Source organism: Parasaccharibacter sp. TMW2.1882, assembly GCF_023337635.1.
GTDB classification, from domain to species: Bacteria; Pseudomonadota; Alphaproteobacteria; order Acetobacterales; family Acetobacteraceae; genus Bombella; species Bombella apis.
Genome location: NZ_NWUT01000001.1, coordinates 742,883 through 758,233, shown reverse-complemented (window position 1 = coordinate 758,233; position 15,351 = coordinate 742,883). Strand labels below are relative to the sequence as shown.

The window sequence follows — 15,351 nt, the reverse complement described above, 5'->3', positions numbered from 1 at the left end:
GGTAATAAGCCGCCAGAACAGCCTGAGAATAAGGATGGTCATGGCGGCAAGGGTGCGGAAACTGCTTTGTACAGCTGCAATGTCGGCTGGTGTTTTTACCGCTTCTGAAGCATCTGCGGACGTGACCCTGTTTTCCCGCAAGGATATCACCCTGAATGCCGCTCTCGATATTGGGGGTGATGCCTTTTATTTCCCCAATGCCAATTTTGGCACGGGCTCTTATGCACCGCACAAGGCGGGTTATTACACACGCACGAAAAATGTTGGTCTTGGTGAGCTGTATGGCCAGCCCATGCTTTCAGGCACATGGCAGACCCCGTGGGGTTTTTCGGTGTTCGGGCTGGTTTCGGCCATCGGGTCCACGACGTTGGGTGACGGCGATGCAGAGAGCGTGAGCCAGACCTCCGGCACGCCCCGGCAGGTGAATCTTGAGGATGCCAATCTGGGCGTGAAGATTCCGCTGAATGGGAAAAGACGTCTGATCATCGAGGGGGGACGGCAGAAATTCCAGATTGATGACGGTTTTCTCATGGGGAAGGGAGCCTACAGCTCTGGTGAGCGTGGGGCCTGGTGGTATGCGCCCCGGTTTGCTTTCTCCGGGCCGGGGGTCATCAAGTATGAGGGGACATCCATCCGGTCCGATGTGTTCATGCTGGAGAACAACAGCAACAACCGGCAGACCTACGGCAATGACAAGCCGGAAACGAAGTTTGTCGGTTTTGACGTGACGCTCTTTCGCAGCCGTCCGGATGGAGATGGCGGCTCGTCCTACGGAGACCGGGCGGCCTATGTCACGCTGACCTATTTTTATGTCCGCCATGCCGACAAGGGAGCGGCCTACGATTACTCCAACAGGGCGGACCGTCAGGGCATGAGCGTGACGGCCCTGAGCTGGGGGGGAACGCCCTTTGCGATGAAGAGCCGCCCCTTCACGAAGAACATCACCTTCTATGGCAATTTTGTTTCCGAGCAGAACAGCCACGCAGGCAATGGGTACAAGGGGGTCAGTGCCTATGCCGTCTATGTGGAACCGGGCTATACGTTTTCCCGGGTTCCGTGGCGGCCTCATGTTTTCTACCGGTACACCCGCTTCAGCGGGGGGCGGGATCCCCACAGCCGGACGAAGCACAATTACGATACGTTTTTTCTTTATGATGGTGCCCGTTACACGTACGGCGGTTACTGGCCGGGGGAGATTGTGGGGAACAACATGTCCCCACTCTCCAACATGGAGGTTCATCAGTTTGACATTACCGGTGTGCCGCCCGTCCATCTGCTGAAGAAGGATGATGAGCTGAAGCTTGGCCTGCATTTTTACGATCTTGCCTATCTGTATCCCACGGGCGCAGGCCTGCCTGCGGGTACGAAGCGACATATGTCGGATGAAGTCAACGTTTCAGCAGAATATGCTTTTGATGCGAATACATCCGGTGCGATTGCAGCGGGTGCTGCCTTTTCTGGTCCAGCAGGGCGGGCACTGGCCAAGGCTGGCGTGCCGGATGGACAGACCATGCCGAAGATCCATGGAGCTTCCGGTGTAATGGAAATTTATTTTTATAAACATTTTTAATATTAGCGCCCATCATTCCGTTTCTGTTCTTCTGTCCGGTTTGATACGGAACAGGGCGTGGAAGGGTTAATAAACTGCCATTTAGAGCGTGTTTTCGTGAGGCAGTATCGTCATGATGAAGAAAAAGAATAAATTTTATATTGTCTCCATTTCATAGACTGTACTGATAAACAAGTCAGACGGTCGATAGACAAGGAACGGTTCTTCTGTAATAAAATTGTGAGGAAAATTTCCAAAAGGTTCCTCATATGTCATCAAAACTGCGGAAACTCTTCGTTTCGTTGGCCGTTTTGGGCAACGTTTATGTGATTTCTGACGCTTATGCTGACCAGACACTTGTTGCGACCAGAAACATTTCTCTCAAGGCCTCTCTGGATATTGGGGGGGATGCGTTCTTTCTGCCCAATACCAACTTCGGGACAGGGTCGTACCGTGAAAAGCGGACGGGCGGCTATGCCCTCATCAAGGATACGACATATGCCGAGCTGTACGGCAAACCCATTCTTGCAGGGCAGTGGAAAACGCCCTGGGGGTTCAGCGTATTCGGGCAGGCATCGGCCATTGGCTCCACGACATTGGGGGATGGCGATGCCGAGAGCATTTCCCAGACGACACGGACCCCTCGTGCAGTCACGCTGGAGGAGGCCAATCTGGGCATAGACCTGCCCTTCACCAAGGAGCGGAAGCTGATCATTGAGGGAGGACGGCAGAAGTTCCAGATTGATGATGGCTTTCTGATGGGGAAGGGTGCTTACAGCTCCGGGGATCGTGGCGCCTGGTGGTATGCGCCCCGGTTTGCCTTTTCCGGCCCTGGTGTCATCAAATATCAGGGGAAGGCGCTGCGGGCGGATGTCTTCATGCTGGAGAACAACACCAACAACAAGCAGACCCGCAATAATGACAGGCCGGAGACCAAGTTTGAGGGGTTTGACATCACATGGTTTCGCAGCAGGCTAGGAGGGGATGGCGGGTCCGTCTACGAGGACAGGGCGGCTTATCTGACCCTGACCTATTTTCATGTGCGGAAGGCGAATATCGGTTCAGCCTACGACTACGCCAATCGTGGGGACAGGCAGGGGATGAATGTCAGTCAGCTGAGCTGGGGTGGTACGTTCGTGCCCATCCGGGCGCTGGGCATCTCAAAGCACTTCACGCTCTATGGCACATTCGTTTCCGAGCAGAACAGCCATGCGGGCAATGGTTACAAGGGGGTCAGTGCCTATTCGACATATATCGAGCCAGGCTATACGTTCACCAGCCTGCCATGGAAGCCGCACGTCTTTTACCGTTACACCCGTTTCAGCGGGGGGAAAAACCCACATAGCCGGACGAAGCACAATTATGATACGTACTTTCTGTACGATGGGCGCCGGTATACCTATGGTGGCTACTGGCCGGGGGAAATCACGGGCATGTATCTGTCTCCCCTGTCCAATATGGAGATCCATCAGGTGGATCTGACAGGTGTCCCACCCGTCCATCTGTTGCGCAAGGCGGACGAGCTGAAGCTCGGCCTGCATTTCTACGACCTGTCTTTTCTCTACCCCACAGGGTCGGGTTTGTCCCGCAATGTGGGGAGCCACATGTCGGATGAGCTTGATTTCTCCGCAGAATACACGTTTGATGGCAACACATCAGGAGCGATTGCTGGCGGTGTTGCTTTTGCGGGGCCAGCGGGAAAGGCACTGGCAAAGGCCGGTGTTCCGGGAGGCATGCCTATGCCGCCCATACATGGGACATCAGGTGTGCTGGAGCTTTATTTTTACCGTCACTTCTGAGAAGGAACGGAGTTTTAATCTGTTCCGGCTTCCATTTTGACAGTAGATGTTACAAAATGGGAATGACTTAGCGGAGAACCCGTCATCTACTGGATGGGCGATTTGCACAGCCAACTATTCATAAGGACCTTTTCATGAAGGAACCCACCACTGACCAGGCTCAGGCCGAAGATAAGGGGCTCTCGAGTCGTCATATTGCGATGATTGCCCTCGGCGGCGTGATCGGCGCCGGGCTTTTTGTTGGTAGCAGTGCCGCCATTGCCAAAGCGGGACCAGGCATTGCGCTTGTGTTCGTTGTCGTCGGATTCCTGATCATGGGGATCATGCGGATGCTTGGCGAGATTGTTGTCAGCGACCCGGGGCGTGGCTCCTTCGTGGAGTATATCCGCCTTGCGCATGGTGACCGGATCGGCTTTGCCTCCGGCTGGCTCTACTGGTTCTTCTGGGTGGTCGTGATCGGCTCGGAAGCCATCGCTGGTGCCATGATGCTGCGGGACTGGATCGACCTGCCTGTCTGGCTGCTGTCGATCATCCTCATCCTCAGCATGAAGTTTGTGAATTTCTTTGCCCCGAAGATTTTTGGTGAGTGCGAGTTCTGGCTTTCCAGCATCAAGGTTTTCACCATCGTGGCCTTCATCCTGCTGGCGCTGCTGTATGTCCTGCATGTTTTTGGTCCGGGTGTGCCGGTCCATCACAACCTGTTTGGTCGTCGTGGGCTCTTCCCCAACGGGATCGTGCCGCTGCTGGCGCTGGTGCCGACCGTGCTGTTCACCATGATGGGCTCCGAGATCTCCACCGTGGCGGCGTCCGAGACGTCTGATCCGGGGCAGAATGTCTCCCGTGTGACGCGGACACTCGGCCTGCGCATCATGATGTTCTACGTTTCCTCCATCTGCCTGATCACGATGATCGTGCCGTGGTGGAGCCTGTATCCGGGCAAGTCCCCGTTCGTGGCCGTGCTTCAGACCATGGGTGTGCCGGGTGCTGCGCTGATCATGCAGATCGCCATCCTCAGCGCCGTGCTGTCCTGCCTGAACTCCAGCATGTACATCACGTCCCGCATTCTGACAGAGCTGGCCATCCAGGGGGATGCCCCGGCGTTTCTGGTGCGTACGTCGCCGGACAAGGCGCCCCGCATGGCCATTACCATCAGCTCCGTGGCTGGTCTTCTGGTCGCCTTCTCCTCGATCTTTGCACCGAGCGAGATTTTCGGCTTCCTGCTGAACTGTAGTGGTGGTCTGATCCTGCTGACTTATGCGCTGATTTCCACGACGTACATCGTGCTGCGCCGCCGGAGCAAACGCTCTGGGACGAGCAAGCACTTCACCCTGCCGCTTTTCCCGTATCTCAGCCTCCTGTGCCTGGGTGCCATCATTCTGGTATTCGTGGCCATGCTGATCAATCCGGGTGAGCGCAACACGGCTTTTGCTTCTCTCGGTACGGCGGTCGTCTGCTACCTGATGGCCTGCAACTTTGCCAGCCGTCTGGCTCCCGTAACGACGGAAGAGCCGGCTGCGGTTGAAGAAGAAACCGGTAAAGAAGGCGAGTAAGCTGGAGGAAGAGGGAAGGCCTGCCTCCCTCTTCTGACGGAAGAGTCTTTTCTGAAGAAAACGGACCCACCCTCTGGGTGGGTCCGTTTTTTTGTGGCGACTGATAAAGGGAGAAAGGTCTACCCTAGGGAGACCAGAATGGCTCCCAGCCCGATGAACAGGACTCCCAGCCAGCCCTTGAGGGAGAGTTGCTCCCCGAGGACGGTGACACTGAGTATGGCCACGAAAACAACGCTCAGTTTGTCAAGGGGGGCAACACGGGCAGCATCGCCCAGCTTTAGGGCACGGAAATAGCAGAGCCATGAGGCCCCCGTTGCCAGACCGGATAATAGCAGGAACAGGCAGCCCCGCATGTTGAAGCCTCTGGTCTCGTGAAATTTGCCTGTAATCAGCAAGATCATCCCCAGTACGCCGAGTATGACCAGCGTGCGGATGAAGGTGGCCAGGTCGGAATCAATGTTGTTGACGCCAATCTTGGCGCACAGAGCTGTCAGTGCAGCAAAAACTGCTGAAAGCAGAGCCCAGAAGACCCATGAGGTGGAAAGCATGATGATGTGTCCTCCTGATATTGTGGCAGAGACGTTCTGAAAGATGATCGGATGGGCCTGCGGGCTGTCTTCGTGTTTCAATCATGGTGGGGAGTAGACATCATGGCAATTCTGCTTCTTTGACGGGAATGGGCTGTTCAGAGTGCTGGTGATGCTTTCCAAATGCGAATGAGAATCAATTTTTAATTGAATCGAAAAATTTTTCCGATATCAATAATAAGAATCATTAACAGTTATCGGAGCCGCCATGCCCACCCTTACTTTCAGAAGGCTGTTCACCCGGTCCCGTTATTGTGCTGTGCAGGTTGCAGTGATTGGCCTGCTCTCGTTTTTCATGGAAAGTACAGCTCAGGCCCGTGCCCCCGTGGTCAATCTGGGCAATGCCGCAGCGGCAGGGGATGAGAGTGCAGACGGCCTCTTCGGGTTTCTGTCAAACTGGAAACGGGATTCCAACCTGCTCGGCAGCATGTGGGGCCTGCGGACAGCCATGGGGAAGGCGGGGCTGGTTTTTGCCCTTCAGGAGACGTCGGAGATTTTCGGCAATGTCACGGGCGGAACACGGCGGGGAGCCGCCTATGACGGCCTGACTGTTGCGGTGCTGCAACTGAATACGCAGCGGGCCTTTGGCTGGTACGGCGGTACCTTTCAGGTCAGCATGGAACAGATACATGGGCGCAGTCTCAGTGATGACAATCTTCAGGTGGCCCAGACCATCAGCGGGATCGAGGCAGACCGTTCCACCCGCCTGTGGGAAATGTGGTTTGACCAGAAATTTCTGGACCAGCAGGCTCTGGACATAAAGATTGGCCAGCAGAGCCTGGACCAGGAATGGATGGTGAGCAGCAATGCGCTCGTGTTTGCCAACACCATGTTCGGCTGGCCCATGGTGCCTTCGGCGGACATGCCCGGTGGCGGACCAGCCTATCCGCTCTCCTCACTGGGGGTGAGGGCGAAATACTGGATGGCCACGCCATTATATGTGCAGGCTGGCGTGTTCAGTGGCAGTCCTGCTCATAATGTCAGTGTGGATGCTCAGAAGAGCAATCCATCCGGGACGAGTTTCGTGTTGAACCGGGGTGTGCTGGCTCTGGTGGAGTTCCAGTATGTCTATCCCGCCCTGGGGGCCATGGTCTCGCCAGATCAGGCCGATGCGCTCTCACGGGTCTATCGCATCGGGGCCTGGTATGATTCCGAGCCTTTTGCGGACCAGTACTGGGACAACATGCACGTGCCGCTTGCGTCTCCGGCCAGCAGTGGCGTGGCCCGCCGTCACCGTGGCCTTTTCAGCCTGTATGCGGTGGTGGACCAGATGCTGTGGCACAGCCATTACGATCCCAACCGGACATTCAATGTCTTTGGCCGGGCGATGGGGACGCCGCAGTCCGACCGTGCGCCCAACGATTTCAGCCTGAATTTCGGCTTCACGTTCAAGGACCCGCTGCCATACCGGCAGGATGACACGCTGGGGCTTGCCATGGGCTACACGCATTTCAGCAAGGCGCTGGCCAAATTTGACAGGGCGACCCGGTTCTACAACGGGAGCTACATGCCGTCCCAGAGCGGGGAAACCTACATGGAGCTGATGTATCAGTGCCAGATGACAGGTTGGCTCCAGCTCCAGCCGGACTTCCAGTACATTTTCAATCCGTCAGGTGGGGTGCCGAACACTCTCCACCCTGACAGGCGCGTGAAGGACATTGCCGTCCTTGGTCTGCGTGCGATCATTGCCCTGTAGGAGGTGCTTCATGAAACAGTTTCTACGCAGAGTTCTGCCCGGCCTGGCCTGCCTCGTTTTCGCCGCCGTGTCTGCTCCACAGGGAGGGGAGGCTGCTCCGAAGGGATTTCTGGAGACCATCCACCGCCATGCCATGCTGGCCTCCACAAGTCCGGGCAATGGCGATCTCAATCCCTATGCGATCTATCTGGTGCCGCAGGACATGGGCAGCCTGAAGAAGGATGAGGTGCTCATCACCAACTTCAACAATGTGAACAATCTTCAGGGAACCGGCACGACCATCGTGGCCTATTCGCCCGTGACAAAAAACATACGCCTGTTTGCCAGTGCTCCGGCCAATCTGGCGGCCTGCCCGGGGGGGATCGGCTTCACGACGGCCCTGACGGTGCTCAAGGCGGGTTGGGTCATTGTTGGCAGCACGCCAAGCAAGGACGGGACAACAGGCACGAAGGGGGATGGCTGCCTTCTGGTTTTTGATGCCAACGGAAAATTCGCCACGGCGTGGAAAGGACCGGACATTACGGGGCCGTGGGGGAATATTGCCAGCATTGATAACGGAGACACGGCCACGCTTTTCATCTCCATGGCGGCGGCGGGGCTGCCAAGCCCCTATGTTCTGGACCCGGCAACGCATTATCCACCCATCCTGCACAATGCGACGGTCATGCGTTTCAATCTGCATGTTCCGCCGGGTAAGCCCCCTGTGCTGGACAGACAGTCAATCATAGCGACCGGGTTTGCCGGTCGTGCCGATCGTGACAATTTTCTTTTTGGGCCAACCGGACTGGCTCTGGACAGTGACGGCACGCTGTATGTCACGGATGGCTATGATGAGGAGGTCACGGCCATTGATGATGCCGTGAACCGCACGACCCCCGTGACACGTCAGAATGATGCCGTAGGGCGCATCATCACCAGAGGGCAGCTGCTCAACTGGCCACTGGCGATGATCTGGGTGCCGGGGCATCACCTGCTGGTGGCCAACGGGCGCAACGGGCAGGTTGTCGAGATAGACCCTGTGGCGAAGAAACAGCTCTATGCCCAGTGGGTGGACAATGACCAGGCCCAGCAGCCCCCGGGCAATGGCGACCTGTTCGGTCTGGCGATGACCCCTGACAACAGGGGATTCTATTATGTCGAAGATGACATGAACACGCTCAATGTTGCCCTTCCGTGAAAGTAGAACCATGACATTTTCTCTTTCCCGCCGCACTCTTCTGGGGGGTGCACTGGGGCTGGCAGGGCTGGAGCTGATGCGCCCCGCCACCAGCCTTGCGATGGCCTCTTCCCTGCGTCATCAGCCCGGCATCATGCTGCCGCAGCTGCCGTTCCTGTATTTCATCACGTTTGATCTCACGGCGGAGAAGAAGGCCGATGTGGCCGACATGATGAGGGCATGGACGGAGGCTGCCGAGGCCCTGATGGCGCACCGGCCCGCCCCGCATCTTGTTGATTCCGGTGATGTGGATGGTCTGGAGCAGGCGAGCCTGACCCTGACCTTCGGCTTCGGGCCGGGGTTGTTCACGAAGGAGGGGAAAGACCGGTATGGTCTTGCGGACCGGCGTCCGGCTCCGCTGGCCGACCTGCCCCGCTTTACGGGGGATCAGCTCGTTCCGGCCCATACGGGAGGTGATGTCTGCATCCAGAGCTGTGCGACGGATCCGCAGACGGCCTTTCATGCCATCCGCATCCTGGCCCGTCTGGCCGACGGCAGGGCAACCCCACGCTGGGCACAGACCGGTTTTTCACCGGAGTTTGGCCGGCATCAGACACCCCGCAATCTGATGGGCTTCAAGGATGGCACCATACAGCCCGATATCGCCAATCCTGCCGTGGCGAAGCGGGTCCTCTGGGCAGCTCCGACGGACGAAGCGTGGATGCAGGGGGGAACCTATCTTGTGGCCCGCATCATCCGCATTGCCCTGGAGCATTGGGACCGTACGAGGACGGGCTTTCAGGAGGAGACGATGGGGCGTCAGAAGCAGAGCGGTGCCCCCATTGGGGGCCATCATGAATATGAACCACTAACGCTGAAGCAGACGGATAAAGACGGTAACCCCATTACGCCTGAAAATGCACACGCCCGCCTTGCCGCCCCGCAGGAGAATGGCGGTGCGGAGCTGCTGAGGCGGTCTTATTCCTATGATAACGGTTTGAGCTACATTGCCGAACGCTGGCCCCCGTGGCGGCAGGGCAACGAGTTTGACGCCGGGCTGATGTTCCTCGCCTATCAGCAGGACCCCCGCACGGCCTTCACCAGGATATTCGAGCGTATGTCGAAATTCGACATGATGAACCAGTACACGACCCACATAGGCAGTGGCCTGTTCGCCTGCCCGGGGCGTCTTGATGGTCATTATGTGGGCGAGGAGCTGCTGGGGTGAGGGCTGGTTCCCCTCTTGTGTGGGGAAGGCTCCAAGGCTCAGGCAAATCTGGAGGGTAAAGTTTCCATGGCGGGTTGAGTGTGGGGGCCGTAGAGTGTTCTCTGGGATGTGAGATGGGAGGGGTTATTTTGTATTGGCTGACGATGTATACGTCTCTTAAAGTGAGAATTATTCTGGCGTGGAGGTAGATTTCTAGTGTCAAGAAAATGATTTTGTCAAAATTTTTTAATGGATTTTACAAGTGTATCCCCAGCTTGACTTATACTATTTTGTAATTTCATTAAAGTTTCGATTTTTAATTTATTCGATGATGAATTATATTTTATTTATGCATGGGAATCTTCATTTCGGAATCAATACACGTATCGGCACTATAAATGCTCCCAATGTCTGTTTTTTCTTGTTCTTTTGGAGGGTGATGCGTGTGGAGCCGGACATGAGAAATGTGTTAGGTCATGTTGCTGAAAATGGAGCTTTGAGACGACAGTGAACGACTGTGAGTCTATGGCTGGAGAGTAAAAAATATGATTGATGAAAATTGTTGTGATTTTGATGTTTCTTTGGTTTCGCTGAAACCTGCCTACATAGAAGAGGAACATGGCACATATGTAAAAGCACTTGAGGAAGCTCTCAAGAATAAGGAAAATCTTAATATAGCTCTATCCGGTCCTTATGGAACGGGGAAAAGCAGTATTCTAAAGAAATTTACAGCAGGTAAGAATGGTGTAATTGAGTTGTCCTTATCCACTCTATCTTTATTTGGGAAAAGCACATATGAGAAAATAAAAGAAAGTAATATTCCAGATAATGAGGAGCAAGCTACTTTGCCTCCACAAGCAATGACGCTAACAAACCAGATTCAGAAAGAGATTGTCAAGCAGCTTTTATATAGAGAAAGTCCTAAAAAGGCTCCTGCGTCACGTTTCAGGCGAATTGAGCGTTTTCAATGTATGAGATGTATATTCATATCTTTTTGGGCAAGCGTGATATTAACCGTTATCTTTTTTCTTGCGGGGTGGGTGGAGAAAATTCTAAAGGAGTTTCCTTTATTATATGCATATAAACCTTTGTCATATGCGGTATTTCCGTTTGTCTTTTCTGTTTCTATATTTTGTCTGTTTAAGATTTTTGATGGACGAATTAGAGTAAAGCAGTTATCAGCAGGATCAGCTACTGTTTCATTGGATGAAAATTCTGCGTCGTATTTTGATCAATATCTTGATGAGATTGTCTATTTTTTTGATACTTCTAAAAAGGATATAGTAATTTTTGAGGATATCGATCGTTTTGATGACTGTCATATTTTTGATACTTTACGTTCATTGAATACATTGTTAAATAATTCTCCTCAAATAAAAAAGAATATTAGATTTATTTATGCTGTAAAGGATAGTATTTTTGAAAGGAGAGAAGGTGAGACGGATTTGGACGGATTTGTTCATAAGGAAGCGGTCAACTCTAATAGAACAAAATTTTTTGATATAATCATTCCTATTGTCCCTTTCGTGACATATTTGACATCCAAGAGTCTTGCAAAAGATATAATTGATGAGAAAATTAAAGATCATAAGATTGATAATAAGTTGATCAATATAGCCATGTCAGCCATTCCGGATATGAGGTTACTAAAGAATATATTGAATGAATTTATTGTATTCAGAAAAATGATTTTCTCAGGAGGTGGTGAAGCTCTTAAATTGAAGGATAATGAGCTTTTTGCGATGGTTGTGTATAAAAATACTCATTTAGAAGATTTTGAAAACATACGCTTTAGAAAAAGCAGGATAGATGATTTGTATAGGATGAGCCGTGAATTTATTAATAGACGCATAAATTTGAATGCTACTAAGATAAAAGAGATGAGAGATAATTTGAATGAAATTGAAAATTTAGAAGGGAATAGTGTGCGTCTACATGATATAATAAAAAAATACATAGAAAATGTGGGGAGGGATATGGGTGTTTCTGTAAATGTTGAGAATTTTACTGTTGGTAGTGTTCATCATTCTATGGATGAGATGAAATCTTCTAAATTCTGGATGGATATTGAACAGGGGGCTTATAATCTTGTTTGGGAATGTAATGAACGTATAAGTAGGTTAGCTTATCGAAGTCAGCTTGAAGAATTAAAAATAAATCTATCGAGAGATCGTATCTGTGATTTGGTAGGGCGTGAGGTGGATTTTCTAAAGTTGATGGAGTTGGATAGAGAGGATCTGGAAAAGAAGATAGAGAAATTAGATAAAGAAAATAGATATTTGAATGTATGTGACTTTCATGAATTGATAACTTATTCAAGTTCTATGGAGGTCTCCAATCTGGAGGAAGGTGACAAAGATTTTATAACAGAAGTTCGTACACTATTGCAGAGCAAGCTGGCTTATCAACTTGTCGAGCACGGCTATGTTGGACGCAATTTTTCTTTATATACGACCCGTTACCATGATTCCTATTTTAGTTCCAATGCAATGAATTTTATCATCCATCATATAGAGTGTGACGTTATGGATGAATATTTTCATCTGGATCATTGTGATGTTGAGAATATCATTAATGATTATAGGGATGAAATTTCCTCAAAATGTTCTTTTTATAATATTGATATTCTAAAATATCTTCTAGATAAGGAAGAGAATGCTTTAGATATTATCTCTAGAAAATTGAGTATTCTAGGAAAACATGAAAAAAAGTTTCTTAATTCTTATTATAATTCAGATTCGGTGACGAATGAGGACAAGATAAAACTTGCTCAAAAACTGGCTAAATTCTCATCTGAGATTATTTTTCACTTCATAGGTGGAGAGGACTTTAATAATAACATTCGGATAATTTTAATAAATGGGATATTGTCCGACATATCTTGTCTCAAAGAGCAAAGCATAGATGAATCTGTGGCAGATTATTTGTTGGAAAATTATGATAAATTTTCTGTTCTGTCTGGTAAAATGTCTCATGAGAATGCTGAGAGTATTTCTCAACTCTATAGGAGAGCTAAGGTATGCGTGCCTGCATTGCGGTATCTTGGTGAGGAACTTCAGGAGGCTTTCGTAAGGAAAAATATTTATAAGCTTACATGTGAAAATATTTCTCTAGCCGCAGACCTTTCACAGGATAGTATTTCCCTTAATAGAATTAGAAGAAATAGTAAGGAAGTATATGATTATGTATTGTCCAAAATTTCCGAGTATATTGAAGTTATCAAGGGAAAAGTTTTTTCTATAGACAATAATGAGTTTTTCATTGAAGTAGTTAAAGAGATTTTTTCGTGTAATGTTTCTTGCCTTAAAGATGTATTAATTAATGTTCATGATAGTTGTGCGGTGGAAAAAATAGAGTCTCTTCCTGATGATGTCTGGCCCCTTTTGGCGGAAACTGGAAGATTTCAACCGACACTTCATAATATCTGTTTATATATTGGAGGAAATGGAGAAGTGGATGAAAATCTTGCTTCTTTACTTAAGGCCAAAGGGGGTATATCGGAAGTTGAAGTGATAGATGAGAATAATTCTGACGAAGAGGAAACGAAGCGTGAAAATATAGCATATTGTATTCTTAATTGTCCTGATAATTTCTTTTCATCCGACTTACGGACGAAATTGGTCTCTGATTTGAAGTTAGGAAAGTATCTACAAGTTGATAAAATTGTTTCACGAGACAACAAGCTCTTTGGATGGCTGATTGAGAGGGATATTATTGTTGATGATGAAAAATCTTATGAACGACTCTCCCAAATGGAATGGTCAGCACGTTCTGATTTCATAAGTAAGTCCAAGAATTTTCGGTCGTATATGACTCCTGATCTCGTTGCAGGAGATCTAACTCAACTCTTTAAAGATAAGAAAATTCCATCGGATATTAAAAAGTATATTGTCCAGAACGCAGAAAACTTCATGGAAGTTTTTGATGGATCTTCTTGGGAGGAAATAATAAAATATGCTTATAAAAAAAATATTCCTATTGTTGGAGCGGTATTGGAAAGGGCTGTACGTAGCCTTGAGAGGATTGATGATAAAATTTTTGTAGGACTCTTGGTAAGAGTGATTGATCAGGTTGGAAAAGATGTCTTCTTGCGTATTCTGTGTGGTTTAGGGGGGGTTTATCTTCAGCTTTCTGATGAAAGTACCAGCAGGCTTCGTATTGAGGACAGTAAGGAGAACATTAAAATATTAGAGCGTCTTCGGAATGAAAATATTGTAAGTTCTTGGAAAAAAGCGGAGAAAGACAGCATAAGGGTGAATAAGAAACGAATGAGAAATTCATGATAGTAAATACCAAGATCAAGAGATGGAGTTTATATCCATAACATATGATTATACCCTCTAACTCTTATTAGATGGTGGGATTGTTCCTTTAAAAGGAGCATAAAATTTACTTTATATGGGACTTGCTGATCAGCCGCTGTAAGAAATGTCGCTTGGATTGACTTAAATAATAAATTTATTCTTCAGTGCTGTTTTGCTTGTTCTCGTTAGAGGATTCCTTTGTAGGAATGAACGATCGAGGCTATTTTTCTTCAGAATCATTTTCGATCTGATCAAAAAATACCATGGCTTAGTTCAAATCGGATCAATTCCTTGTGGAGTGATGCCGGACTCGACGGCAAGACATCAGAGAACTGGGAAAATCCATGGTGGACCCGGCGCGATTCGAACGCGCGACCTTTGCCTTCGGAGGGCAACGCTCTATCCAGCTGAGCTACGGGTCCCCGTTGGCGGTACTTTTAACGGCAAGTGGCGTGCTTGCCTAGCCCTTGCGGCACTCTTTTTTCATCCATGTCAGCGTGTCTGTTCCAGCCAGAGCCACATGGTGGCGGCACTGTCCCCGCCAGAGGGCAGAAAGCGGTCAGGCCGCTCGATCCATGAGATGATGTCCTTGGCTGGACGGTCTTGCGGTTCACGGGTGATGAGGTGATACCCACGGGGCAGCTCATCCAGCCGGAAGAGGGACGGTGGGGCCTGCCGTATCAGCCGACGTGTGGCAGAGGCGGGGACGAACTGGTCCCTGTCTCCCCAGACGAGCAGGGTCGGTATCTGTACGGAGGGTGCCTGCTCCAGCGCACGGGCCATCAGATGCGTCAGCCCTCGCAGGGCGTGCACGTTCGTGCCGTGGCGCGTCAGCGGGTCGAAGAACATGCGGCGCATGGCCCGAAGATTGGCCGTGGCGACATGATGCCCCGGCATATGCGCACCCGTCAGCCGTGCCTGTGGCGTGACGAGGTTCCAGCCTTCCAGAAGGGTCTGCCAAGGCTCACCAATCGTCATGATGGCCGGGGCCAGAAGGATCAGCCCGTCAGGGCGGGGAGCCGTCAGGGCCGTGCTGGTCAGGAGGGCAAGGGCACCCCCCATGCTTTCCCCCATCAGATGGAGGGGCTGGCCGGGCCAGCGCTGCTGGCACCAGCGGGCTTCTTCCACGGCATCGGCAACCATCCTGTCGGTCGTGCTCCATCCCCCTTTGGCGGGGAATTCGCCAAAGCCACGCACGTCCGGTGCGACGATGAGAAAGCCCGCCCTGTTGAGGGCCGGGGCCATGACTTCCCAGGCGTCCCGGCTGTCTCCAAAGCCATGAAAGGCCAGAATGATACCACGTTGGGGAACAGTTGCCGGGTAGAGCCGTACCGGTGCTCTGCGGCCATCGGAGAGGGCAATTGTCGCACTGGCTGGGATGTAAGCCGCCTCGGCCGGGCGGTGGGGCAGGCTCCGGGGGGCTGGGGGTGTCTGGCATCCTCCGGGCAGGCCCATGAGCAGAAATGCGGACATGACGGACAGGGGGCCGTTTTTAAAACGGCG

The 15,351-nt window shown here is 51.0% G+C and carries 9 protein-coding genes and 1 tRNA gene; 7 read left to right on the top strand and 3 right to left on the bottom strand.

What is annotated here, in order from left to right:
• Positions 1–121: 121 nt before the first annotated feature.
• From CO583_RS03510 to CO583_RS03500, 3 genes are all read left to right on the top strand, one after another.
• Positions 122–1,570, top strand: coding sequence for an alginate export family protein (locus tag CO583_RS03510; protein WP_227449654.1), 1,449 nt, complete (start codon positions 122–124; stop codon positions 1,568–1,570).
• Positions 1,571–1,818: 248 nt separating this feature from the next.
• Positions 1,819–3,348 (top strand): alginate export family protein, encoded by a 1,530-nt coding sequence (locus CO583_RS03505; protein WP_248630375.1) that lies wholly within the window; start codon positions 1,819–1,821, stop codon positions 3,346–3,348.
• A gap of 134 nt (positions 3,349–3,482) precedes the next feature.
• On the top strand, positions 3,483–4,898 hold the full coding sequence (locus CO583_RS03500; RefSeq protein WP_052349139.1) for an amino acid permease: 1,416 nt from the start codon (positions 3,483–3,485) through the stop codon (positions 4,896–4,898).
• Positions 4,899–5,017: 119 nt separating this feature from the next.
• Here the strand turns inward: CO583_RS03500 and CO583_RS03495 are convergent, their stop codons facing one another.
• Positions 5,018–5,446 carry an EamA family transporter gene (locus CO583_RS03495; RefSeq protein WP_043561539.1) on the bottom strand — a complete coding sequence of 143 codons (429 nt, stop codon included), beginning with the start codon at positions 5,444–5,446 and terminating at the stop codon, positions 5,018–5,020.
• 247 nt (positions 5,447–5,693) lie between these two features.
• Here CO583_RS03495 and CO583_RS03490 point away from each other — a divergent pair, with 247 nt between their 5' ends.
• From CO583_RS03490 to CO583_RS03475, 4 genes are all read left to right on the top strand, one after another.
• Entirely contained in the window at positions 5,694–7,181 is a 1,488-nt protein-coding gene (locus CO583_RS03490; RefSeq protein WP_081562965.1) for a carbohydrate porin, read from the top strand.
• A gap of 10 nt (positions 7,182–7,191) precedes the next feature.
• A complete protein-coding gene (locus CO583_RS03485) occupies positions 7,192–8,358 on the top strand; it encodes a hypothetical protein (RefSeq protein ID WP_249103147.1) in 1,167 nt (388 codons plus the stop codon).
• Positions 8,359–8,368: 10 nt separating this feature from the next.
• On the top strand, positions 8,369–9,565 hold the full coding sequence (locus tag CO583_RS03480; protein ID WP_249103144.1) for a Dyp-type peroxidase: 1,197 nt from the start codon (positions 8,369–8,371) through the stop codon (positions 9,563–9,565).
• A 524-nt stretch (positions 9,566–10,089) separates the two neighbouring features.
• On the top strand, positions 10,090–13,827 hold the full coding sequence (locus tag CO583_RS03475) for a hypothetical protein (RefSeq protein ID WP_249103142.1): 3,738 nt from the start codon (positions 10,090–10,092) through the stop codon (positions 13,825–13,827).
• Between the two features lie 366 nt (positions 13,828–14,193).
• On the opposite strand, the gene CO583_RS03470 is transcribed toward CO583_RS03475, so the two are convergent.
• Positions 14,194–14,270 (bottom strand) — tRNA-Arg (locus CO583_RS03470).
• A gap of 70 nt (positions 14,271–14,340) precedes the next feature.
• Positions 14,341–15,321, bottom strand: a complete 981-nt coding sequence (locus CO583_RS03465) for an alpha/beta fold hydrolase (protein WP_249103141.1) — start codon at positions 15,319–15,321, stop codon at positions 14,341–14,343.
• Positions 15,322–15,351: the final 30 nt, after the last annotated feature.